This window comes from Mucilaginibacter sp. UYNi724, from assembly GCF_054057495.1.
The window spans coordinates 72,612-95,819 of record NZ_JBSRZI010000010.1 but is presented as its reverse complement, the minus strand read 5'-3'; the positions used below and the strand labels follow the sequence as shown (position 1 = coordinate 95,819).

Genomic DNA, 23,208 nt, shown 5'->3' with positions numbered 1-23,208 from the left:
TTTTGCCGTGATATAATTTTCACCATGAAAAATACAGCGTTAACACAAATACATACCAATCTGGGTGCTAAAATGGTGCCTTTTGCGGGCTACAATATGCCCGTACAATACGTTGGCATAAACGCCGAACACGATACCGTGCGCAAGAGCGTAGGTGTATTTGATGTGAGCCACATGGGCGAGTTTATTTTGAAAGGCGAAAAAGCACTTGACCTCATCCAGCGTGTTACCAGCAACGATGCATCGAAATTATATGATGGCAAGGTGCAGTACTCTTGCCTGCCAAACGAAGACGGCGGCATTGTAGACGACTTGTTGGTTTACCGTATGGACGAGAAGACCTACATGCTGGTTGTAAACGCTTCAAACATCGAGAAAGATTGGAACTGGATCAGCAAATTTAACACCGAAGGTGTGGAGATGAAAGATATCTCAGAACGTACATCTTTACTTGCGGTACAAGGCCCTAAAGCTGCAGATGCTTTGCAAAGCTTAACAGAAATCGATCTGGCTTCGATGGAGTACTATACATTTACCAAAGGTAAATTTGCGGGGATTGATAACGTAGTAGTTTCTGCCACGGGTTATACCGGCGCAGGTGGTTTCGAGATCTATTTCGATAACGAGCATGCCGAATTTATCTGGAGCGAAGTATTAAAAGCCGGTGAGCCATTCGGTATCAAACCAATTGGTTTGGCAGCGCGTGATACCCTGCGTTTAGAGATGGGCTTTTGCCTTTACGGTAACGATATTGACGATACCACTTCACCTTTAGAAGCCGGCCTTGGCTGGGTTACCAAATTTAGCAAGGAGTTTACCAACTCCGAGGCATTACAACAACAAAAAGCAGCCGGTGTAGCGCGGAAACTTATCGGCTTTGAAATGGTAGACCGCGGCATCCCACGCCACGATTACCAGATAGTTGATGCCGACGGAAATGTTATTGGTAAAGTAACGTCGGGTACCCAATCGCCATCATTACAAAAAGCAATTGGCCTGGGTTACGTTAAAAACGAATTTGCTAAAGAAGGAACCGAGATCTACATCCTTATCCGCGATAATAAAGTAAAAGCTCAGGTTGTAAAGCCACCGTTTTATAAATAGGGGCTTCGCCCTTTATTACAATACCCAATGATTGCGAAAGCTTTAGACGTTTGCCTTTCTCCTGCCCTTATACCGTTGTATAACGTTTCGGATTATATTGTAGTAGTTATAGATATTTTCAGGGCGACATCGTCTATTTGTTATGGGATCGAGAACGGTGCGGATGCCATTATCCCCGTATCTGAAGTGGAAGAATGCGCCGCTTACCTCGAGAAGGGGTTAAACTACCTCATCGCTGCAGAGCGCGATGGTAAAGTGGTAGATGGTTTTGATTTTGGCAATTCGCCGTTCTCGTACACCGCCGAAAAGGTAGCGGGCAAAACGGTTGTACTTACCACTACAAACGGCACTCACGCCCTGCACTTATCGCGCAGCGCAAAAAAGGTCGTTATTGGCTCGTTCCTTAATTTAACCGCCCTTTGCAACTGGTTAAAAACGCAGCAGGAAAATATCCTGCTGGTTTGCGCCGGGTGGAAAAACAATTTCAATCTGGAAGATACCCTTTTTGCAGGAGCAGTTATCGAGCAGTTAAAAGGCAACGGCTTTATGCTTGATGACCCGGCAATTGCAGCTAATGACCTTTTCCAGATAGGCAAAGCCAACATCGGCCAATACCTAAGCAAAACATCGCACGGCGAACGACTCAAAAAATTAGGCATCGAAAAAGATATTGCCTTTTGCCTGCAGGTTGACCTTACAACCGCCATCCCTGTTTTAGAAGGCGAGAAGTTGATTAGGCTTGCTTAGCAAGTCTTCTTTTTCCTTTCCATTTTTTTATCCATATAATCAGCACGGCTATTATCAGCAGTAGATACCAACCTCATAATAAACCCAAAAACAGGCTTTGTAAAGATTCCCATCCACTTATTAATGCGCTTTTAAGCTTATAACCAAAGCCATTACCTGCGGCAACCTGCTCGGGCTGTTTGGTATAAAATGTAATTGTTAACGAGCTATATTCAACCTGTTTGCTCATATAATTCAACTGGCCTTGGGTGGCCTCAATGTCACTGCGGATCTCGGTTAGCTTTTCCTCAATGTCCAGCAGGTCGCGCATTTTGCCCGCTCGGTTTAGCAAGTTCAGATAACGTTTTTCTAATTGTAACTTATTATCCAACCGTGTTTTAGTATCTATGAATTGCGTGGTAATATCTTTAATGCGGATGTTGCGGCTATCTATTTTGGCGGCTGTTGATGATACCGTCCCTAAAAAAGCATCAAAGCTTTTTGCGGGCAGGCGAATTAGCAACGTATATTCCTTGCTCCCTATCCCGCCATCAGTTGTCTCGCTGTCGTCCTCGGCGTAACCGCCAAGTTTCTTTAATGAGCTGATGATTTGCTTGCGGGTTTGGGCAACATCGTTCGTCTCAAATCGCATTTCACCCTCTTTAATGATTTTTTTCGCAACATTGATGGGTTTAGCCACGGCAACTTGGTTTACATCAGCATTGCCAAGAGGTTCGTCAACGACTATCGGCGTCTCAAAAGCCATGCTTTTTTCTTTGGACTCTTCGTCAGGCTTTACAACATGTGGTTGAAGACGAACCTCGGATATGGAAACAGCTTGCTCTCCGTTGTTTGATTTGTGGTTACAAGCTGTAAAGGCTACAATTACGGCGATTAGGATAAAAAAACACTTTTTCATAATAATAATATATAGATTAACTGGTTTAGCCAAATCTACATTATTATATTTTGATTTTTAAAGTAAAACAGAATTATATTCTGTTTTACTTTAATTTATAGAATTATATAATGAAAAAAGCTATTTTAACTTCTCATTATTCTTATGCCTGTCGGCATCGCGGATGCTTTTCTTTTGCATGTTTTTCTCTAACGCGTCTGTCAGGTCTACACCGGTTTGGTTGGCCAGGCAGATCAGTACAAATAGCACATCGGCCATTTCATCCGCAAGGTTAACCTTCTTGTCTGATGGTTTAAACGATTGCTCGCCGTACTGCCTGGCCATGATGCGTGCAACCTCGCCAACCTCTTCCATTAGCATGGCGGTGTTGGTAAGCTCGTTAAAATAACGTACGCCGGTTGTTTTTATCCAGTCTTCAACCAGCTGCTGGGCTTGTTTAATTTCCATGAGGCAAGATATATTAAATTTGGAAACCTCAACCCTTAAGCCGGTATTTTAAGCTCCCTCTCCCTCGGAGAGGGTTGGGGAGAGGCTTTAAAACCTTTATCTTTGCCCCCGATATGACGATGAGTGCGGGTACACCTTTCTGTTTTTTAGACCAGGATCTTTTACTGTTACCACAAAAGGCAATTTACTGGACGCAAGAAAATGCACTGATAGTAACTGATGTGCATTTTGGTAAGGTGGGGCATTTCCGTAAGGCAGGAATCGCTATCCCCCGAAATATGGAGCAGGATGACCTTGCCATGCTATCCGACCTGATATACGAGCATAAACCCGCAAAGCTGATTTTCCTGGGTGACCTTTTCCATAGCGATATGAATAACGACTGGGATTGGTTTGTGCTTTGGCGCAGTCAGTTTTCAAAGCTGGAGATCATCCTGATAAAAGGCAATCACGATATTATCAGCGATAAACATTATAACGACCTGGGCATCGTACTTCAAATAAAACTGGTGATGGGGCCGTTCCTGATGTTACATCACCCACTGCCCGACCCGGAGACGAAAGATGAGGATGGCTACGTTTTATGCGGGCACATCCACCCCGGCGTAAGCTTAGTTGGCAAGGGCAGGCAAAAGGTAACGTTGCCATGCTTTGCCTTTGGGAAATACCAGGCTATACTACCCTCTTTCGGTAAATTTACCGGCAAAGTGGCTATCCTGAGCCGAAAAGATGATAAAGTTTTTGGCGTACTTACAGATAAGGTTATCGCCATAAGTTGAACCTGAAAAATTATTATTTTAATATAACTTGTTGTTTTTCTATTAGTTATTAGTAAATTGAGGTCTCCAATAACCTGAATTTATATGAAAAGCGTAAAACACATCCTTGCCCGTAAAGGGAGCAATGTTATTGCTGTACCTGCCAAAACCACCGTTTTAGATGTACTTAAGCTGATGGCCGAAAAAAATATAGGCTCGGTAGTAGTGACCGAAGATGACCAATACCTTGGCCTGGTAACCGAACGCGATTACGCCCGTAAGATCATATTGATGGGTAAACACTCTGACGATACCACCGTTGGCGAGATTATGAGTAACGGCCTCCCGCATATTACGCCCGAATCTACCGTGGATAGCTGCATGCTGATCATGAGCGAGCGGAACATTCGTTACCTGCCGGTTTTTGATAAAGAGCAAAACCTTTGTGGCATCGTATCTATTAACGATCTGGTTTACGAAACCATCCACTCGCAAAAGGAAACCATAGAGCAGCTGCATAGCTACATCCAGTCTACATAAACCGCGTTTTAAAACCATTCCTGCTTTAAAAAGTTATTCGTTTCCGGGGGCGAATTATGCTCTATATTTATTTATGCAGTACACTTCCAAACAGCAGGCTACCCCAATGATGATAGGTGCCGAGGTTTTTATCGAGCCCGGGCAAACGCCCAAAGAAATTGACCTTTGGTTTAAACGGCTCCGGGAAGCAGGTATGACGGTCACCCGTATCCGCCTGTTTGAGACTTATATGCACCTTGCCGATGGCAAATGGGATTTTACTTTGTTTGACGAGGCCTACAAAGCTGCTGATAAGTATGGCATTAAAGTTTATGGAAACCTGTTCCCAGCTACTGCCTTTACGGATCTGGGGGGCTTAAAATTCCCCAAGGATGAAGATCATCTGAGTGCTATCGCGCGATATGTAGAAAACGTGGTTGGGCATTTTAAACAGTTCGAATCTTGCTATGGCTGGGTGCCGGTAAACGAGCCCGGCGTTGGGCATTTCCCACAAGAGCAATTTGCTACCGATAAATTTAGAGAATGGAAAGCAGCACAGGCCGCCTTTGATTATAACAGCGGCGGATATGACCACTTTGATTTTGCCGACGAGCGTTTCCACCTTTACTATAACACCTGGTTCCTGCAATGGCTTATCAATGAGATACATAAACACGATCCGGATAGTATTATCCATGTAAACAACCACGCCATATTCACCCACGTGGCCGAATATGATTTTACTGCCTGGCGCAGCTTTTTAACCAGCCTTGGCGGCTCGGCACATGCAAGCTGGCACTTTGGTTATTTTAGCCGTCACCAATACGCATTAGCGGTTGCGGCCAACTGCGAGATCATTCGCTCGGGAGCAGGCGAAATCCCCTGGTTTATGACCGAGTTGCAGGGCGGCAACAATACTTACAGTGGCTTTTTGCCGCTTTGCCCTACCAAAGAAGAAATAGCGCAGTGGCTTTGGATAGCTATTGGCAGCGAAAGCAAGGGCGCCATATTCTGGTGCCTTAACCCACGCTCATCCGGTATAGAAGCCGGCGAGTGGGGCATGCTGAATTATCATAATGAACCATCAGACAGGTTGCAGGCTACCACCGGGGTTATAAGCACCCTGAACGATCACATCGCATTTTTTGAGGATGCAAAAGAAGTAGCATCCGGCATCAAAATTCTTTATACCCGCGAATCACTTTGGGTAGAAAAGAAGCTACAAATGGGCGGCAAAAGCTTTGATGGGCGCAACGAGGGTGGAGTTATGAAATCGGCAATCGCTTATTACGAGGCCTTAAGCGAGGCCGGTGTGCAAGCTAATTTTAAAGAAATAGGCGAATATGATTTTAATCAAGATAACTACACCGGGTCAGTTATTATTTTAGCGCATCAAATTTCAATTCCCTCTAAATACTGGCAATTACTGGAAGCTTTTGTACAGAAGGGCGGCAAACTAATTGCCGACGGTTTAACAGGCTATTACGACGAAAATGCTGTTGCCACTACGCGCCTTGGTTTACCTTTACGCAACTTGTTTGGGGGTGATGTGTTAGAATATAAAGCTATCGATAAAATAGAAGAATTAATTGCAGATGGCATAGCGCTGTCCGCCTACCAATGGCGCGGCGAGTTAAAAGCTACAACAGCAACCGCGCTTGCTTACCACGGCGATAACGTTATTGCCACACAAAACACCTTTGGAAAAGGAATAGTTTATTGGCTGCCATCGCTTGTAGGATTAGGTAGCCGCATCCTGGGCGATTATAATCACCTGAACATGTTCCTGGCGAAAATAGCAGATCATAGCACCTTAAACCTGCCCTTTGTTTTTGAAGAGCCGCAGAAAGGTGTATTAATGAAAGTACTAAAGAACCACGGGCACCTTGTAACCATCATCGTTAATAAAGCTGATGCCCGCCGCGAGTTTAAGCTAATTACCCAAACCCAGCGCCAACCCATGGTGATTTTTGCCAACAGCGGCGGTAAAATAGGCGGCAACCACATCAGTATAGAAGCCGATGAAACACTGGTGATAAAATGGGTATAAGTTATGTTTTATCTTAGCGTTTTCAATTCAAAGGCAAATGAAAAACTTACTGCTACTTGCTTCTATTCTATTTTTCAATAATATTATTGTTGATGCGCAATCAATAAAAGCCATCATTCCACTTGGTGGCAATGCCTGGGCTAAAGGTGGCGCCACCATTGCAGATGACGGTTTGACCAATTGGAAAAGCCCAAAAGATATCACAAGTATTTATTTTAGGGTTTCCAATCCACAAACTATTAAATTGGCCTTACGCCTGCGTGTGCCTAATGGCAATAGCGTGATAAATGTTTTTTTTGGCAAAACTGTTTTCACCAAAAAGTTTAATAATACTGCCTATGATACGGTGAGTGTAGGCAACCTATCTATCCTAAAATCAGGCTACATCAAGGTTGACCTAAAGGGGATAAGTAAAACTGGTAGCATTTATGCTGACGTTACCGATTTGATCGTAGACAGCGTAAACGCAGATAATAAACTTACCTATGTAAAACCCGGTTCATCATTCCATTTCGGGCGGCGCGGGCCATCGGTGCATTTGCGGTATGCAATACCCGATAGTATTAAAAACGATGTTAAGTGGTTTTATAACGAGATAACCGTTCCGCAAAAAATAGATGTAATTGGCTCCTACTTTATGGCAGATGGATTTAGCGGCGGATATTTTGGCATGCAGGTAAACACCCCAACTGAGCGCCGCGTGCTGTTTTCTGTATGGAGCCCATTTACTACCGATGACCCAAAAGGTATCCCCGACAGCCTGCGAATAAAACTGTTAAGCAAAGGCCCGGCAGTACATGGTGGTGAGTTTGGCGACGAAGGCTCGGGCGGCCAAAGCTATCTGCAATACCCATGGCAAGCAGGTAAAACTTATGCATTTTTATTAGAGGCCGAGCCTAATTCGACTGAAAATACAACTAACTACACTGCTTGGTTCAAAGAAAAGGGCAGCGAAAAATGGCTGCTTATCGCAAGCTTCCTTCGCCCCAAAACTAAACGTTACTTGAATGATCTGTACTCCTTTGTAGAAAACTTTGAACCCGGTAATGGCGATAAGGCCCGCATGGCATATTTTACCAATCAATGGCTTGGCGATGCGCAAGGGCGCTTCCATTCTATAAATGGCGTAACATATACCGGCGATGAAACCGCCCGCAAAAATTATCGTAAAGATTACTCGGGTGGCGTAAAGGATGGCAAACTATACCTGCGTAACGGTGGATTTTTTGACGACCTGGCACCCTTAAATCAAAAATTTTCACCAAAAAACGCATATGATCCGCCTTTAATCGACTTTAAAACGCTGCCGCGATAACTTATTCGTCCTTCGTCTCTTCTTCTATCTGTTCTGTTTCGGGTAGCGCAGTTACGTTGGTATCAAACACATACTTATTTACCGGGTAAGGCACAATAAAAGTTTTTTGTACCCGCGTGCTTTTTATAAAATAGGGGATCCAAATGGCGGCGGCAACCATGGCGCGCATAAGGTCTTTACCATCTTCGGCTCTTACATCAACACCTGTGTTCTGCAACAGAATATAGTCTACAAATTGAAAAACTACAAAATAGGCATATAAGCCAATTACCAGTTTGGGGAATATATCACGACGCTTTATTAGCAAGAAGAAACAAAAACTTGCATAGCATATCGAAAATACATTTCCTAAAACCTCGAAGGTTAAAGCTGCATTATACCAATATTTTGGCATGCCGGGTAGTGTTATACCCCACCTGTTTAGGCCAAAAAAATCATTAGTGACCATGCCGCCAAGTATTAAAATGGGCGTGAGGCAAAGCCCTATAGCAACCAAGATAAGCCAGCCGCCAATTTGTGGCTGATAGCGCCAGTGCAGGTTTGCTGTACAATTGGTTTTGGTACTGTAAATTCGCCTGCCCAGAAAAACCAGCCCTGATGCAAATAATACTACTGCAATAAGCATCCAGTAATTTAAACGGAACGGAACCTTGGTAACATCCGGCGTGTAAGTGAAACTGTAGGACAGTTCATCATCAGCTATTTTTTTAACGTCGTCGCGGGTTTCATCCAGCTTATTTACGGGTATAAAATCCTTAAGAAAAGAGAGGGTGTAATTTAACGACAGGGTATCATTGTCTGTTGATGATTGTGACTCAAAGTGGTAAGCATCACGTTTTACTTCGTTATGTTCATTCTCTATGTTCCATCCATTGGGCATTACAACCTGCATGGTGTAATCAAGATTAACGGGAAAGATAAAGCTACGGGGCTTTCTGCCTTGTTAGGTATAGCGGGTAGCTGTTCGTTTATAGTGTTTGCAAAAAAGCCGGCGGTAAACTTCCCTTCTTCTTTGCTTTTTTTCAATAGCCCGGTTATGCGGTAATGCTCAATGGTGGTAACTTTGTTGTTTTCTTCATCATCAATAACCGTAAGGGAATCGCTCTGCTCAATTTTGGGATGTATTTTTGTATAATAAGCCAGATAAGCTTTTTCGGTTTCGCTCATGCTGGATGACGCCAGCCTGTCCCTTATTTTATCCGCCTCGTTTAAGGTGTAAACACTGGTAACCACTAAAGGCACCATGGCGGTTTCGTCATTTATCGTATAACGCTCCCTGATCTGGATCTTACCGGCCTTTGCCGGCGCGATATTCGTCAATTTATCGTTGCCGGGTTTTAGTATCAGGCCTTTGCCGTAATTAGGGAAATATAGATTTGTACCTGTGCCGCGCTGGTATGACATGGTGGCATCAGCCCACACTTGTTTATTGTTTACCATAGCAGCAACAACAGCATGGTTAAACGCATTGGGCGATGGGATAAACTTGTCTATTTCGCCATTGATCCCCGAATTTACCAGTACCATTTCGGCATCAATGCCCCCTTCTCGTAAAATCGAAGCCAGTAACAATGATTTATCCTTACAATCTCCGTAGCGTTGGTTAAATACCCTTTCAGGAGAGTTTGCGCGGTGCGAATATTCGCCCAACTCAATACCCATATAACGCACCTCGTCTTGCACCAGTTTAACAGCGGCCCTAAAATACTTCTCCTTATCCCCTTTAGTGGCAGCTTTAAGTTCGGTAACCTTGGTGGCAAGCTTGCCACTAACAATTGGTAATACCGGGTTAACTTTTAATGCCCAATCGGTAACTTCTTTCCAACTGTTGTAATCGCTTACCTGTATGTACGCGTAATTGTTGTACCAACCGGGTTGGTTATCAAAATAAGGCGCCGGTAAAACCTGGTAGCTGGTCCACTCATAGTTGGTAAGGCCATTTTTGGCAGATATTGCCGCCTGCGGCGCTTTGTTAAAATATTTGAAATAGAGCTTGTGCGCTGGAGATACCAATATCGATTTATAAACCTGCGCAAACGGTGTTGTGGACTGGAAATACAAGTCCCTGAAAAATTTATTATTAAAGATGGGGTTGCGGCCTGTAATGGTATAAGAATATTCAATTTTATCACCTTTGCGGATGTCATCTAAAATGCAATACGCCGAGTAACTGCCCTGATAAATAAATCGCGACAGTTCTTTTTCGTCGGCTATAATTTTAAATGCTTTGGCAGATAAACGGCTTATGGGTTTGTTATTACGCCAAACGGTAACATCATGCACATCAAGCCGTTCAAATGTTGGGTCGAACCCGATGGTGATGGACGAACCATTTTGGATGCCCGCTTCCGAAACTATTTCTTTAACGATATGCGTGTAATCGGCCTGCTTTTCAACGTTTATCTGCTCCTCAAAAACCTGGTAAAAATATCCGTTGGTAATATCCCTTGATGCCACCTTTTTATCATAAGCTTTATATGTGTTTAGCCATCCCGGTTTTGGTGAGATATATAATCGCGGCGTAGCAGCATGTAAAGCGCCGGCAAACAGTACAATATATAAGGTTATAAAGCGGATAAGTCCCTTTTGCATACGGCTATGAAAATAAAAAAATCAAAGCATACTTGCTTTGATTTTTTGTGACTTTTTTAGAATAAATATGCAGTCAACTATTCGCTATGTTTTCTTTTCGCGCCAAAGCAATTTCTTCGTCTTCCTTTATGCGGTAATGCACAATGCAGGTAACCAGATCAATCGGCAGTGGTTCATCTAAAGGGACTTACATGGCCATAGGATTAGGTTAATACTAATTTTTTTATTTAGGCATTTTGCTCATATCCATAAAAAGGGCGTTCCAGCGGTGGCCGTCAGGGTCGGCAAATGCACAGCCGTACATCCAGCCTTGATTCTCTGCTGGCGGGGCAAATACATTACCACCGGCAGCGGTAACTTTTTTAGCTACTTCGTCCACTTCTTCGCGGCTTTCGGCACCAAAGCTGAACATTACCTCTGTAGCTTTTGAAGTATCAACCAAGCCGTTTTGGGTTATATTCTTAAATACATCTTCCTGGAAAAGCATCACAATGATGTTTTTTTCGCTTATTGATAGCGCAACAGATGTAGCCGTGCTACCCGGCCCATCTTTAATATCGAAACCAATCGCTTTGAAAAATTCTATTGAGCGGTTAATGTTTTTAACCGGCAGGTTCATCCATAGTTCCTTAGTCATGATATTTAGTTTTATTTGGTTAATAAATATAAGCAAATGTAAGTCGGTTTTACAATACCTTCAGGGTGTCAACGCGACCATTTGAAGGGTAGATCCCGACATCACGCTTGAAAAGCATTCGCTATAAATTTGAAAAGGAGGAAATATCAAATATTTTTTCATATTTGTTTAAAATATTGCCCTACACTATACTGCTTGCCTGTGAACATCGATCTTACAAACTGCGATAGAGAACCTATCCACATCCCTGGAAAAATACAATCTCATGGTTTTTTATTGGTTATTGATCGCGACGGATACATCTGCTTTGAGAGCGAGAACGCCGCCGAATACCTTCAACACATCCCGAAGGGTTTGTTAGGCAAACATATTAGCGCGATAGAGCATTTGGTTGGGAAAAACGAACCGCCTGATTTTATAAACCGCCTTATAACATTTGGTAAAGTGAATGGGTTTGAGCAAACCAATCCGTTTAACACCGATCTTCATGGTAAACCATTCCATTTAATTATATCTACATCAGTAGATTATTACTTGCTTGAGTTTGAGCCGGCACGATCTGACAGCACTACCGAAGTACACAAACTAATAGGCCGATCCATATCAGAAATGCTGGCAGATAAAAACCTGCAAAACCTTTTAAACAATAGCGCTATACAGGTAAAAAGCGTAATAGGATACGATAGGGTGATGGTTTACCGCTTTGCCGAAGACGGGCATGGCGAAGTTATTGCTGAAGCAAAAAACGCGGAACTTCCATCGTGGCTGGGCCTGCATTACCCCGCATCAGACATACCAAAACAAGCACGCGAACTTTATAAAGTAAACTTAACACGCCTTATTGCTGATGTTAACACCGAACCATCCGCTATATTAACCGCGGCGCATAATACGGTGCCGCTTGATATGACCAATTCGCACTTGCGGGCCGTATCTCCTATCCACATCCAATACCTCAAAAATATGGGGGTGCACTCCAGTTTTAGTATCTCGCTGATCTACAAAGGCGAGCTTTGGGGGTTGATAGCCTGCCATAACTACTCGCCAAGATTTATAGACTACCGTTCGAGGGAATCGGCTAAACTGATTGGGCAAATACTATCGTCGGCACTTGAGTTTAGGCAGGATGAAGAAAACCAGCAGCTACAGGAACGCTACAAGAGCGCGGTTGACCAATTGAGCAGGCTGATGCTGAAAGACAATAATATCGACTACGCCCTAACCGGCCATGCCGTTACTGTCCTTAACGCGGTTGATGCGACAGGTGCTGTACTGCTATTTGAAAATAACATCACCCGCCTCGGCAAAACTCCCGAACTGCCACAAATAACCAACCTGGTTCACTGGATAAAAAACAACGTTGCCGAGACATTTTACTATACCGATAAACTACCCGCCGAGTTCCCCGAGGCAGCTATCTATCGCGATGTGGCATCCGGAATAATGGTAACCGTCCTGTCCAGGGAGATGGGCGAGTACGTAATATGGTTTAAGGCAGAACAATTACAAAAAATTAATTGGGCGGGCAACCCCGAGAAACCTGTTACCATTGATATAAACAACGGGCTTGCGCACATATCGCCACGTAATTCTTTTGACGAGTGGTCGCAAACGGTAACGGGTACTTCACAAAAATGGAGTAACGAGGAGGTGAAATCGGCAGTGCGTTTACGCAGCGAGATAACTTATGCCATTAACCAAAAGGCTGGCGCGATCCGCATGCTGAATGAGAAACTGAAACAGGCCTACGAGGAACTTGACACTTTTAGTTTCACGATATCGCACGATCTTAAAAATCCGCTGTCAACCATAAAAAGCTTCGCCCAGATCTTGCTGCGGGATAAGGATATGAAGCCGCAATCTGTAAAAATTTTAGAGCGCATTAATAACGGTGCCGATAAGATGAATACCATGATCAACGAGGTACTCGATTACTCGCGCATAAACCGCTCTGATGTGGTTTTTACAGAGATAGACCCAACACAGATGATTCACGATACCGTGCGCGATCTGCTGCTTGTGTATGGTGTTGATGACGATTGTGTGCACATTGGCAACACCCCCAAAATACAGGGCGACCGGGTAATGATATCGCAGGTGTTTGCAAACGTTATCAGTAACGCCATCAAATATTCAAGCAAATCAAACCCGCCAAAAGTAAGCATACTGGGTACCGAGAACGAGAATGAAGTGACTTATACCATTACGGATAATGGCCTTGGCATCGATATTAAACACCTTACAAAAATATTCGAGCTGTTTAACAGGCTTGACAATGTAGGGGACATTGAAGGATCGGGCGTGGGCCTTGCCATTGTAAAGCGCATTGTAGAGAAGCACCGCGGCAAGATCTGGGTAGATAGCGAACTTGGTCTGGGTTCAACGTTTAATATCTCGTTTAAGAAATAAGCAATTTTGATATTATATCGGGGAGGTGAATAACCCGCCCAGCAATTAAACTTTATTTTTTTCAAACCACTCGCCAAACTTTAAGAACGTTTGGTTGGCGGCGGCAATAATAACGGCTTCCTGCTCGGGGTTTTCAGCCTGTTGGTTAAGCGCGTCTTTAAAAGCGTCCCACATGGCTACAGTATTATCGCCATAACTGGTAAAAAACGACATCCCTTTATTGCCCAATCCCAATTGCTGCTGCATCATCTTGCTGATGATCTTGCCTCCAAGGGTCGATCCTTCTATCACATATAATGCACCAAGCGCTTCTAAATGGTTGGTAATGCGCGGCAGGGCGTCGCCATTTGCTTTGGCAGGCACTTCACCATCCAGGTTGGTAATATCGTTGGCAATGGCTTGCGTTTTACGGCGGTCATCATTATCCGGCAAAAGGGTTTTGTTTATCGACTGCTCAATTTTTACTTCTAATCCGCCAAAGTAACCGTAAAATAATTTTAACAGATTAATGTACTCCTGCGCTGATCTGATGGCTTTTAGGTTACCTACAAGTGCCTTTTCTAATATCTGGTGATTTGTCTTGGTTTCCTCTTTTAATTTATCTGATAGCATAGATGTTGGGGTAGATGGTATGATGGTAAAATTAATAAATGCCTAATTACTTAAATGCTTGTTATTTAAAATAATATTATCTACAATTGTGTACCAATGACACAATAGCAATGCATTGTGTTGAAAACCAATTATTAAATAGCCTAAAAGCTAAATCTACCTGTATTTAATAGAAATAGTTTATGAAAAAAATTATCTAATGCTGCTTGCGTTGCTCCCTGCACTTGCGTCGGCGCAAACAAAATGGACCGAAATTAAAAATGGCGATGTTGCTTTTATAATCAATAAAGGCGGCCGCAGCCTGGGGTATTCAACCGCATCGGGTGTTAAAATAATTACGGTTGACGGCCTGGCCTTTAAAGATCTTAACAAGAATGGTAAGCTTGATAAGTACGAAGACTGGCGTTTGCCCGTCGATGTACGCGCTAAAGACCTCGCCTCTAAACTTAGCGTAGAGCAAATTGCTGGTTTGATGCTATATAGCCGCCACCAAATGATCCCGTCTATCCCGGTTGGGCCGTTTGCCGGGACTTATGGTGGTAAACCTTTTTCAGAAAGTGGTGCTAACCCGTATGACCTTTCAGACCAGCAAAAACAATTCCTTTCAAAAGATAATGTGCGCCACGTGCTGGTAACATCGGTACAAAGCCCGGAAGTTGCCGCAAAGTGGAATAACAATGTGCAGGCATTTGCCGAAGGAACAGGCTTAGGCATCCCAGCCAATAACAGTTCAGACCCGCGCCACGGCACCGTTGCCACTGCCGAATTTAACGCCGGTGCCGGCGGTACTATTTCCATGTGGCCGGGCTCATTAGGCATGGCTGCTACATTTGACCCTGCCGAAACGCAAAAATTTGGTAATATAGCCGCGCAAGAGTATAGGGCATTAGGTATAGCCACGGCATTATCCCCACAGGTTGATATCTCTACAGACCCACGATGGAACCGTGTAAGCGGCACCTTTGGCGAAGATCCTCAGCTATCGGCAGATATGGCAAGGGCTTATATAGATGGTTTCCAAACATCAACAGGGGTTAAAGAACTAAACAATGGCTGGGGCTACAATAGTGTTAATGCCATGGTAAAACACTGGCCGGGTGGTGGCGCGGGCGAAGGCGGCCGTGATGCGCATTACGGCTTTGGCAAATACGCCGTTTACCCCGGCAAAAATTTTAACGAAGCTTTGATACCTTTTACACAAGGCGCGTTTAAGCTTAATGGTAAAACAGGTATGGCTGCTGCTGTGATGCCCTACTATACCATCAGCTTTAACCAGGATACCAAGAACCACGAAAATGTGGCTAACAACTATAACAAATATATTATTACCGACCTGCTGCGTAACAAATACCATTATGATGGTGTAGTATGCACCGATTGGCTGGTAACCGGCGACGAAACGGTGATCAACAGTTTCCTATCCGGTAAATCATGGGGGATGGAGAAAGCTACCATTGCCCAACGCCACTACAAAATATTGATGGCCGGTGTTGACCAATTTGGCGGTAACAATGATGCCGCGCCCGTATTAGAAGCCTACCAAATGGGCATAAAAGAGCACGGCGAAGCGTTTATGCGCGCCAGGTTTGAGCAATCTGCGGTGCGTTTGTTAAGGGGGAGTTTCCGCACTGGTTTGTTTGAGAACCCATACCTCGATGTAGCGGTGACCAAGAAAACCGTTGGTAATGCCGAATTTATGAAGGCGGGTTACGATGCGCAATTGAAATCGATAGTGATGCTGAAGAATAAAGCCAACTTGCTGCCTTTGCAAACAGGTAAGACGGTTTATGTGCCTAAAAAGTTCATCCCAGCAGGTAAAAACTTCATGGGGATGCCTTATCTGGAAAAGCTGGAGTACCCGGTGAATATGGAGATCGTTAAAAAATATTTTAAAGTGACCGAAAATGCTGATGAGGCCGACTACGCCCTGGTATTTATTGCCAGCCCGATTGGCCATGGTGGGTATGATGAGGCTGATGCCAAAGCAGGCGGTAATGGTTACCTGCCGGTATCTTTACAATACGGCAAATACACCGCCGAAACTGCCCGCGAAATCAGCCTGGCTGGTGGTGACCCGCTTGAGAAATTCACCAACCGCAGCTACAAAGGCAAATCAGAAACATCAACCAACACTACAGATCTGGCAATGGTGAACGATACTTACGCCAAAATGAAGGGCAAACCGGTTATTGTATCGGTAAACATGAACAACCCAATGGTTTTTGGCGAGTTTGAAAAAAACGCCAATGCCATTATCGCTGATTTTGGTGTACAAGGCCAGGCGAGTTTGGATATCCTGACCGGCAAGGCAGAACCATCGGCTTTATTGCCATTGCAGATGCCTTTGGATATGAAAGTTGTAGAAGCCCAATATGAAGATGTACCGCACGATATGAAATGCTACACAGATTCGGAAGGCCATGTATATGATTTTGCCTACGGCCTAAACTGGAAAGGCGTTATTAAAGATGCCCGCACAACCAAATACAGTAAACCTACCGTAAAACTGTAAATTTCATTACAAGGGGTGGCAACTTTTAAATGTTGCCACCCCTTAATATACCATAAATATGAAACACACCCTCACCTTATCCTTATTGCTGATCGCGGCTTCATCCGCTTTTGCACAAACCACATTTAAAACTGTTAAAACAAACGCGGGCTTAATATCGGGGACGGTCAGCGAGGATAAAAGCGTCCATATTTTCAAAGGCATACCTTTTGCCGCGCCTCCCGTTGGCGATTTGCGTTGGAAAGCGCCCCAACCTGTAACACCATGGGCCGGCGTAAAAGAATGTACCGATTTTGCCAAAAGCCCTATACAGGGCAAGCCGACTGAGTTTGGCGTTTACACCCGCGAGTTCCTGATCAAAGACGAACCCCTAAGCGAAGATTGCCTTTACCTAAATGTTTGGACAGGTGCCAAAGCTACGAGCGAAAAACGTGCGGTTATGGTGTGGATCTATGGCGGGGGCTTTCTAAGCGGCGGCACCAATGTGCCTATTTACGATGGCGAAGCACTGGCAAAAAAAGGCATTATCCTGGTAAGCGCCCCATACCGGGTAGGCATCCTGGGTTTCCTGGCTCACCCCGAACTGACCAAAGAATCGCCTAACCATGCATCAGGCAACTATGGGCTGATGGATATGGTGGCAGCTTTAAAATGGGTTAAACGAAATATCGCTGCATTTGGCGGCGACCCTAATAATGTAACCGTAGCGGGGCAATCGGCGGGTTCAATGGCTGTGAATAGCCTGGTTGCATCGCCATTGGCTAAAAGCCTTTTCAATAAAGTCATTGCCGAGAGCGGGGCCGCTTTTCTTGCCGGTCCGTTTGGTGGTACAACCTTAAAACAAGCAGAAGAGATGGGCGTAAAAACTGCCGGTAAACTTTGTGCAAGGTCTTTAGCAGACCTGCGTAAACTTCCTGCTGATGATTTGTTAAAGCAATTTGGCGGTCGCCCGATAGTTGATGGCTACGTTTTACCGCAAAGTATCGCTGCAACATTTGCTGCAAATAAAGAGAACCAGGTGCCCGTATTAACAGGTTGGAATGCCGACGACGCGTTTATAGGTAAGCTAAGAAACGGCATAGATTATCGCGCTGATGCGCAAAAAAAATACGGGGCCAAGGCCGCTGCATTTCTAAAACTATATCCCGCCAAGACTGATGAAGAGGCCAAGGAATCGCAGATCGCTATCTCGCGCGACCAAACGTTCGGTACGCAAAACTATACCTGGGCTAAGGTGCAAAGCGCCAAAAGCAAAGCAAAGGTTTACCTGTACCGCTTTACCCGCCGCCTACCCGCTACCGAAGATTTTAAAAAGTACGGCGCGTTTCATACCGGCGAAGTAGCCTACGTATTCAACAATCTCAAATTCCTTAATCGCCCCTTTGAACAGGTGGATCATGAGCTGGCAAACACCATATCGCAATACTGGGTAAATTTTGTTAAAACGGGTAACCCCAATGGTTATCATTTGCCCTTATGGCCTGCGTATAATAGCACAGCAACAAAAACCATGTATTTAAGTGAGGCACCTGTCGGGAAATCCTTAGCCGACAAAGCAGCATTGGAATTTATGGTGAAGGATATGACGAAGTAATTCCGTTGCCTAAATGTCATAAAACTGCGTCTGTAAAAACCCTACAGCTTTAAATGAGTTGGTACTACAGGGTGTTTGTGAAAAAAGTAACACAGGCATTACATATATATTATTCGTATACAGTTTATTTGGCGTTTAATATTATAGCTGAATAGTATCTATTTATTATTTAAAATGTGATATTTACAGCGCGATACCTGAATACTTGTTCAACACATTATCACCGGTTCTATGAAAACTACTCCTTCTACGTTAAAGATCCTTTCCATTGATATCGGTGGCTCAAGTATCAAGGCTACTATTCTGAACAGCAAAGGCGACCTTACCATGGATTACAAAAAAACAGCTACTCCAAAACCGGCCAATCCGGATAATGTGGTTAAGGCTATTAATACCTTGGTTAAAGGGTTCCCGGCTTACGATAAAATCTCGGTAGGCTTCCCAGGTTATGTGCGTAACAGCATTGTTAAAACAGCGCCAAACCTGGGTAACGATTACTGGAAAGACGTTGACTTCAGCAAAAGATTAGAAGCCGACCTTGGTAAGGAAACCCAGGTAGTAAATGATGCCGACATGCAGGGCCTCGGCGTTGTGAGCGGCAAAGGTTTAGAGATGGTAATTACGCTGGGCACCGGTTTTGGTACGGCGCTGTTAATGGACGGCCACTTATTACCACACCTGGAAGTATCTCATCACCCCGTATCAAAAGGCCGCGATTATGACGAATATATTGGCGATAAAGCACTTGACGAGATAGGCGAAAAGAGATGGAACCGACGTATCAAAAAAGTTTTTGATATTTTAAAAACCGTATTCAATTACGACTATTTATATATAGGCGGCGGTAACTCAGATCTGCTTGACTTTAAGCTGGATAAAAACATGAAAATAGTAACCAATGCCGATGGCATTAAAGGCGGGGCTAAATTGTGGCAGGAAGATAAACATCCGGTTACACACACAGCAATGGCAACCCCAACAAAATAATAATTAAGTATAGCAATGGAAAAAGAAAACAAAGAACTTGAACAATTAGCGATCGACACCGTAAGGGTCCTTTCGGCAGATGCGGTACAAAAAGCAAACTCGGGCCACCCGGGCACAGCAATGGCTTTGGCGCCAATGGGCCACGTACTTTGGACAAAGTTTTTAAACTATAACCCAAAAAATCCTGATTTTGCAAACCGCGACAGGTTCATACTTTCGGCAGGCCACGCTTGTATATTACAATACAACTTTTTGTATTTGACCGGTTACGATCTTTCATTAGATGATATCAAGCAATTCCGCCAGTTAAACAGCAAAACGGCAGGCCACCCCGAATACGGCTTGGCACCGGGTGTTGATGTTACCACCGGCCCTTTAGGCCAGGGTTTTGCAAACGCTGTTGGTTTTGCCATCGCCCAAAAACACTTGGCGGCACGTTACAACAAACCGGGTTTCGACCTTTTCAACTACAACATATACACTATTTGTAGCGATGGTGATATGATGGAAGGTGTAACTTCTGAGGCGGCTTCATTAGCGGGCCACTTGCAGTTGGGTAACCTTATCTATTTATACGATGATAACCACATCTCTATCGAAGGCAGTACAGATATCGCCTTTAACGAGGATGTGAGCGCGCGTTTCCGTGCATACGGCTGGCATGTACAGGACCTGCCGGATGTGAACGATACCCATGCCTTAGAGTTAGCGTTGATCAACGCTAAAACCGAAACACAAAAACCATCGCTGATCCGCGTTCGTTCGCTTATCGCTTACGGTAGCCCTAACAAATCGGGTACCGCTGGTTCGCACGGTTCGCCGCTGGGTCCAGACGAGATCAAATTGGTAAAAGAATACTTTGGTTTCGATCCTGAAAAATCATTCGAAGTACCTGCCGAAGTATTAAAATACTACAACGAAAAAGGCGCACGCGGCGAAAAGGTCGAAGCTAAATGGAACGAACTATTTGTTAAATACAAAGAGATATTCCCCGAGTTAGCTGCCGAATACGAAGCTGCGTTTGCAGGCGAATTGCCAAAAGGATGGGCAGATAAATTGCCTGTATTTAAAGGCAGTGACCCTAAAATGGCTACCCGCCAGGCATCAGGTAAAGTGTTGAACGCGGTTGCTGCAAGCTTGCCAAACTTAATTGGTGGTGCTGCGGATCTTGCGCCATCTACAGAAACCAATTTAAAAGATTTTGATTCATTTACCTCAGAGAACAGGGGCGGCCGCAATTTCCACTTTGGGATCCGCGAGCATGCCATGGGTTCGGCATTAAATGGTATGGCCTTAACAAAAGGCTTGTTACCATTTGGCGCAACCTTCCTGCAATTTGCTGATTATATGCGCCCGCCGATCCGTTTGGCGGCCATCATGAAAATTAGCCCGATCTTCGTTTATACACATGATAGTATCGGTTTAGGTGAAGACGGAACTACCCACCAACCGGTAGAGCATTTGTCATCACTGCGTGCAATCCCTAACGTTACGGTGATCCGCCCTGCGGATGCAAACGAAACCGCCTTTGCATGGAAAGTAGCTATCGAGAAAAAAGGTGGCCCAACTGTATTGGTGTTTACCCGCCAGGGATTACCTATCCTTGATCAGGACAAATATGGTAAAGCTGCCGACCTTGAAAAAGGCGCTTACATTTTATCAGAAGCCAGCAAAAATGTTGATTTGATATTGATGGCAACCGGTTCTGAAGTTGCATTAATTATGGATGCACAGGCTCAGTTAGAAAAAGACGGTATCTCTACCCGTGTGGTAAGTATGCCATCATGGGAGTTATTCGAAAAACAGGACGCCGCTTACAAAGAGAAAGTATTCCCTAAGGCAAGCCGCAAACGGTTGGCTGTTGAAATGGCATCACCAATGGGATGGCATAAATACACCACCGACGAAGGCGATATGCTGGGTATGACCACCTTTGGTGAAAGCGCCCCGGCAGAAGACCTTTACAAACACTTCGGTTTTACAATTGAAAACGTAGTTAAAAGAGCGAAAGCGCTTTTGTAAGACATTAGTATCAAGTAGCAAATACATAGATTTTTCTTTGTCTTGCTACTTGATACTAACTACTTGATACTAATCAAACATGGATAGTTTAATCAGTAACCTCCAATGGTCGTCACAGATCATTAACCCTGCCGGTAAGCAAAAGGTAGCGCAGCAGGTTGCTGCTATGGTTAAGGATGGTGATGTACTGGGCGTGGGCTCGGGTTCTACGGTATATATGGCTTTACTGGCAATATCCGAAAGGATTAAAAACGAGGGCTTAAATATATTGGCTATCCCAACATCGTTAGAGATAACGATGTTTTGCAGCAAGCTGGGCATCCCGCTTACTACTTTGTTTGAGCATACCCCCCATTGGTTGTTTGACGGCGCTGACGAGGTTGACCCGAACAATTGGCTGATAAAAGGCCGCGGCGGGGCGATGTTTAAAGAGAAGTTATTGATCAGAAGCAGTCGGCTGAATTACATAATTGTCGACGAGAGCAAGCTGGTGTCAAAATTAGGGACAAACTTCCCGGTGCCAGTTGAGGTTTATCCGCAGGCATTACTGCTTGTAGAGGCTGAACTGGAGAAACTTGGCGCCAATAGCATTGTGCTACGCCCCGCAAAAGGCAAGGATGGGCCCATAGTTACCGAGAATAATAACCTGATCCTCGATTGTAGTTTCAACGAGATAAACGACAGCTTGGAGCGGGATATAAAGGCAATAACAGGAGTAATAGAAAGTGGCTTATTTATAGGCTATAACCTGCAACTGTTAACGGCAGAAAACGACTAATAATTTGTGACGTAAGCCTAACCTAATAAGGAGATTAAGATTACACTATCGGTTACTATAAACGCCACATTTGTGCGGCAAACTAATTAAATATTAATACAAATAAAAACCACCATACATACATTTATCATGGCAAACAACGTAAAACAAATACATGATTTCGGCCAAAGCATCTGGCTTGATTTTATTGACCGCGAGATAATTAAAAGCGGAAATTTGCAAAAATTAATTGATGAGGATGGCGTACGCGGCGTAACCTCAAACCCTGCTATTTTTGAGAAAGCAATTTCAAGCAGTTCAGACTATGATGCTGATATTGCAACATATGGTAAAGATGGCGGAACTACAGAAGAGTTGTTTTTTAAATTAGCTATAAAAGATATCCAGGCAGCTGCCGACCTTTTTGACCCTTTATATAATGAAGGCGTTGTTGGTGCAGATGGTTATGTAAGTTTAGAGGTATCGCCATTTTTGGCGTTAGATGCCGAAGGTACTGCCAAACAAGCCGAGTTACTTTGGAAACAGGTTGACCGCAAAAATGTAATGATCAAGATCCCCGGTACTAAACCTGGTTTAAAAGCAATAAGGGAAACCATAGCCAAAGGTATTAACGTTAACGTTACCTTACTTTTTGGTTTAGATCGATATGAAGAAGTTACCGAAGCTTATATTTCCGGTTTAGAAGACCACTTAGCTGCAGGCCACAACATCGAACACATTTCATCAGTAGCAAGCTTTTTCTTGAGCCGTATTGATGTGGTTGTTGACCCATTATTGCAGGAAAAAGGTGAAAATGGCCTTGTTGGAGAAGTTGCCATCGCATCCGCAAAAAAAGCTTACGAAATTTACAAAAGGGTATTCAGTACAGATCGTTGGAAAGCCTTAGAAGCTAAAGGCGGTAAACCACAACGCTTGCTTTGGGCAAGTACAGGCAGCAAAAACCCTGCGTTTAAAGATACCAAATACGTTGAAGCCCTTATCGGCCCGGACACCGTTGATACCGTTCCTTTAGAAACTATCGAAGCTTTCCGCGACCATGGTATTGCTGCTGATACTTTAATGTTAGGATTAGACCAGGCTACAGAAACTTTAGGCCGATTAAAATCCTTGGGTATCGACCTTGATAAAATCACCCAGGACCTGGAAGACGAAGGCATTGAGAAATTCAATAAGCCATTTGAAAAATTACTGAAAGCTATCGAAGAACAAAAAGCTAAAGTATAACAT

General features: G+C 44.1%; 19 protein-coding genes. 13 read left to right on the top strand and 6 right to left on the bottom strand.

Translation table 11 applies throughout. From position 1 onward, the window contains the following. Positions 1 to 24 precede the first annotated feature (24 nt). Positions 25 to 1,104: a glycine cleavage system aminomethyltransferase GcvT gene (gene gcvT, locus ACVW0P_RS15175; protein ID WP_457132840.1), complete on the top strand. Its 1,080-nt coding sequence runs from the start codon at positions 25 to 27 to the stop codon at positions 1,102 to 1,104. A gap of 27 nt (positions 1,105 to 1,131) precedes the next feature. Continuing rightward, the gene (locus tag ACVW0P_RS15170; RefSeq protein ID WP_457132839.1) at positions 1,132 to 1,851 is read left to right on the top strand and encodes a 2-phosphosulfolactate phosphatase; all 720 of its coding nucleotides are present in this window, start codon (positions 1,132 to 1,134) and stop codon (positions 1,849 to 1,851) included. A 73-nt stretch (positions 1,852 to 1,924) separates the two neighbouring features. Here the strand turns inward: ACVW0P_RS15170 and ACVW0P_RS15165 are convergent, their stop codons facing one another. Together ACVW0P_RS15165 and ACVW0P_RS15160 are read right to left on the bottom strand one after the other, a co-directional pair. Further along, positions 1,925 to 2,749 carry a DUF4349 domain-containing protein gene (locus tag ACVW0P_RS15165; protein ID WP_457132838.1) on the bottom strand — a complete coding sequence of 275 codons (825 nt, stop codon included), beginning with the start codon at positions 2,747 to 2,749 and terminating at the stop codon, positions 1,925 to 1,927. A 120-nt stretch (positions 2,750 to 2,869) separates the two neighbouring features. Beyond that, positions 2,870 to 3,196, bottom strand: coding sequence for a nucleotide pyrophosphohydrolase (locus ACVW0P_RS15160; protein WP_457132837.1), 327 nt, complete (start codon positions 3,194 to 3,196; stop codon positions 2,870 to 2,872). A 113-nt stretch (positions 3,197 to 3,309) separates the two neighbouring features. Here ACVW0P_RS15160 and pdeM point away from each other — a divergent pair, with 113 nt between their 5' ends. The 4 genes from pdeM (at position 3,310) to ACVW0P_RS15140 (ending at position 7,838) form a co-directional block, all read left to right on the top strand. Then, positions 3,310 to 3,975, top strand: a complete 666-nt coding sequence (pdeM, locus tag ACVW0P_RS15155) for a ligase-associated DNA damage response endonuclease PdeM (protein WP_457132836.1) — start codon at positions 3,310 to 3,312, stop codon at positions 3,973 to 3,975. Between the two features lie 84 nt (positions 3,976 to 4,059). Beyond that, positions 4,060 to 4,494, top strand: a complete 435-nt coding sequence (locus tag ACVW0P_RS15150) for a CBS domain-containing protein (protein ID WP_354427374.1) — start codon at positions 4,060 to 4,062, stop codon at positions 4,492 to 4,494. Positions 4,495 to 4,567: 73 nt separating this feature from the next. Next, positions 4,568 to 6,523 (top strand): beta-galactosidase trimerization domain-containing protein, encoded by a 1,956-nt coding sequence (locus ACVW0P_RS15145; RefSeq protein ID WP_457132835.1) that lies wholly within the window; start codon positions 4,568 to 4,570, stop codon positions 6,521 to 6,523. Positions 6,524 to 6,560: 37 nt separating this feature from the next. Beyond that, positions 6,561 to 7,838, top strand: a complete 1,278-nt coding sequence (locus ACVW0P_RS15140; protein WP_457132834.1) for a DUF3472 domain-containing protein — start codon at positions 6,561 to 6,563, stop codon at positions 7,836 to 7,838. Position 7,839: 1 nt separating this feature from the next. Here the strand turns inward: ACVW0P_RS15140 and ACVW0P_RS15135 are convergent, their stop codons facing one another. From ACVW0P_RS15135 to ACVW0P_RS15125, 3 genes are all read right to left on the bottom strand, one after another. After that, complete coding sequence (locus ACVW0P_RS15135) at positions 7,840 to 8,730, bottom strand: DUF2569 domain-containing protein (protein ID WP_457132833.1); 891 nt, start codon at positions 8,728 to 8,730, stop codon at positions 7,840 to 7,842. Then, entirely contained in the window at positions 8,718 to 10,430 is a 1,713-nt protein-coding gene (locus tag ACVW0P_RS15130) for a DUF3857 domain-containing transglutaminase family protein (protein ID WP_457132832.1), read from the bottom strand. The genes ACVW0P_RS15135 and ACVW0P_RS15130 overlap by 13 nt, the downstream gene beginning before the upstream one ends. A gap of 223 nt (positions 10,431 to 10,653) precedes the next feature. Next, a complete protein-coding gene (locus tag ACVW0P_RS15125) occupies positions 10,654 to 11,067 on the bottom strand; it encodes a VOC family protein (RefSeq protein ID WP_457132831.1) in 414 nt (137 codons plus the stop codon). 201 nt (positions 11,068 to 11,268) lie between these two features. Between ACVW0P_RS15125 and ACVW0P_RS15120 the strand changes: the two genes are divergently transcribed. Further along, a complete protein-coding gene (locus tag ACVW0P_RS15120; protein WP_457132830.1) occupies positions 11,269 to 13,476 on the top strand; it encodes an ATP-binding protein in 2,208 nt (735 codons plus the stop codon). Between the two features lie 45 nt (positions 13,477 to 13,521). On the opposite strand, the gene ACVW0P_RS15115 is transcribed toward ACVW0P_RS15120, so the two are convergent. Next, on the bottom strand, positions 13,522 to 14,088 hold the full coding sequence (locus tag ACVW0P_RS15115) for a biliverdin-producing heme oxygenase (protein ID WP_457132829.1): 567 nt from the start codon (positions 14,086 to 14,088) through the stop codon (positions 13,522 to 13,524). 199 nt (positions 14,089 to 14,287) lie between these two features. Between ACVW0P_RS15115 and ACVW0P_RS15110 the strand changes: the two genes are divergently transcribed. The 6 genes from ACVW0P_RS15110 to tal all read left to right on the top strand — a co-directional run bounded on the left by ACVW0P_RS15110 (position 14,288) and on the right by tal (position 23,205). Next, positions 14,288 to 16,600: a glycoside hydrolase family 3 N-terminal domain-containing protein gene (locus ACVW0P_RS15110; protein WP_457132828.1), complete on the top strand. Its 2,313-nt coding sequence runs from the start codon at positions 14,288 to 14,290 to the stop codon at positions 16,598 to 16,600. 58 nt (positions 16,601 to 16,658) lie between these two features. Next, the gene (locus tag ACVW0P_RS15105; protein WP_457132827.1) at positions 16,659 to 18,194 is read left to right on the top strand and encodes a carboxylesterase/lipase family protein; all 1,536 of its coding nucleotides are present in this window, start codon (positions 16,659 to 16,661) and stop codon (positions 18,192 to 18,194) included. A 231-nt stretch (positions 18,195 to 18,425) separates the two neighbouring features. Beyond that, entirely contained in the window at positions 18,426 to 19,181 is a 756-nt protein-coding gene (locus ACVW0P_RS15100) for an ROK family protein (RefSeq protein ID WP_457132826.1), read from the top strand. A gap of 15 nt (positions 19,182 to 19,196) precedes the next feature. Continuing rightward, a complete protein-coding gene (gene tkt / locus ACVW0P_RS15095; RefSeq protein WP_457132825.1) occupies positions 19,197 to 21,203 on the top strand; it encodes a transketolase in 2,007 nt (668 codons plus the stop codon). Between the two features lie 79 nt (positions 21,204 to 21,282). Beyond that, positions 21,283 to 21,981 carry a ribose 5-phosphate isomerase A gene (gene rpiA, locus ACVW0P_RS15090; RefSeq protein ID WP_457132824.1) on the top strand — a complete coding sequence of 233 codons (699 nt, stop codon included), beginning with the start codon at positions 21,283 to 21,285 and terminating at the stop codon, positions 21,979 to 21,981. Between the two features lie 129 nt (positions 21,982 to 22,110). Beyond that, positions 22,111 to 23,205 carry a transaldolase gene (tal, locus tag ACVW0P_RS15085; protein ID WP_457132823.1) on the top strand — a complete coding sequence of 365 codons (1,095 nt, stop codon included), beginning with the start codon at positions 22,111 to 22,113 and terminating at the stop codon, positions 23,203 to 23,205. Positions 23,206 to 23,208: the final 3 nt, after the last annotated feature.

What these genes read in the sequence shown, in the direction of transcription:
- gcvT (WP_457132840.1), top strand. Translation starts at nt 25, where the DNA reads ATGAAAAATACAGCGTTAACACAAATACATACCAATCTGGGTGCTAAA.
- ACVW0P_RS15170 (WP_457132839.1), top strand. Translation starts at nt 1,132, where the DNA reads ATGATTGCGAAAGCTTTAGACGTTTGCCTTTCTCCTGCCCTTATACCG.
- ACVW0P_RS15165 (WP_457132838.1), bottom strand. Translation starts at nt 2,749, where the DNA reads ATGAAAAAGTGTTTTTTTATCCTAATCGCCGTAATTGTAGCCTTTACA.
- ACVW0P_RS15160 (WP_457132837.1), bottom strand. Translation starts at nt 3,196, where the DNA reads ATGGAAATTAAACAAGCCCAGCAGCTGGTTGAAGACTGGATAAAAACA.
- pdeM (WP_457132836.1), top strand. Translation starts at nt 3,310, where the DNA reads ATGACGATGAGTGCGGGTACACCTTTCTGTTTTTTAGACCAGGATCTT.
- ACVW0P_RS15150 (WP_354427374.1), top strand. Translation starts at nt 4,060, where the DNA reads ATGAAAAGCGTAAAACACATCCTTGCCCGTAAAGGGAGCAATGTTATT.
- ACVW0P_RS15145 (WP_457132835.1), top strand. Translation starts at nt 4,568, where the DNA reads ATGCAGTACACTTCCAAACAGCAGGCTACCCCAATGATGATAGGTGCC.
- ACVW0P_RS15140 (WP_457132834.1), top strand. Translation starts at nt 6,561, where the DNA reads ATGAAAAACTTACTGCTACTTGCTTCTATTCTATTTTTCAATAATATT.
- ACVW0P_RS15135 (WP_457132833.1), bottom strand. Translation starts at nt 8,730, where the DNA reads ATGCAGGTTGTAATGCCCAATGGATGGAACATAGAGAATGAACATAAC.
- ACVW0P_RS15130 (WP_457132832.1), bottom strand. Translation starts at nt 10,430, where the DNA reads ATGCAAAAGGGACTTATCCGCTTTATAACCTTATATATTGTACTGTTT.
- ACVW0P_RS15125 (WP_457132831.1), bottom strand. Translation starts at nt 11,067, where the DNA reads ATGACTAAGGAACTATGGATGAACCTGCCGGTTAAAAACATTAACCGC.
- ACVW0P_RS15115 (WP_457132829.1), bottom strand. Translation starts at nt 14,088, where the DNA reads ATGCTATCAGATAAATTAAAAGAGGAAACCAAGACAAATCACCAGATA.
- ACVW0P_RS15110 (WP_457132828.1), top strand. Translation starts at nt 14,288, where the DNA reads ATGCTGCTTGCGTTGCTCCCTGCACTTGCGTCGGCGCAAACAAAATGG.
- ACVW0P_RS15105 (WP_457132827.1), top strand. Translation starts at nt 16,659, where the DNA reads ATGAAACACACCCTCACCTTATCCTTATTGCTGATCGCGGCTTCATCC.
- ACVW0P_RS15100 (WP_457132826.1), top strand. Translation starts at nt 18,426, where the DNA reads ATGAAAACTACTCCTTCTACGTTAAAGATCCTTTCCATTGATATCGGT.
- tkt (WP_457132825.1), top strand. Translation starts at nt 19,197, where the DNA reads ATGGAAAAAGAAAACAAAGAACTTGAACAATTAGCGATCGACACCGTA.
- rpiA (WP_457132824.1), top strand. Translation starts at nt 21,283, where the DNA reads ATGGATAGTTTAATCAGTAACCTCCAATGGTCGTCACAGATCATTAAC.
- tal (WP_457132823.1), top strand. Translation starts at nt 22,111, where the DNA reads ATGGCAAACAACGTAAAACAAATACATGATTTCGGCCAAAGCATCTGG.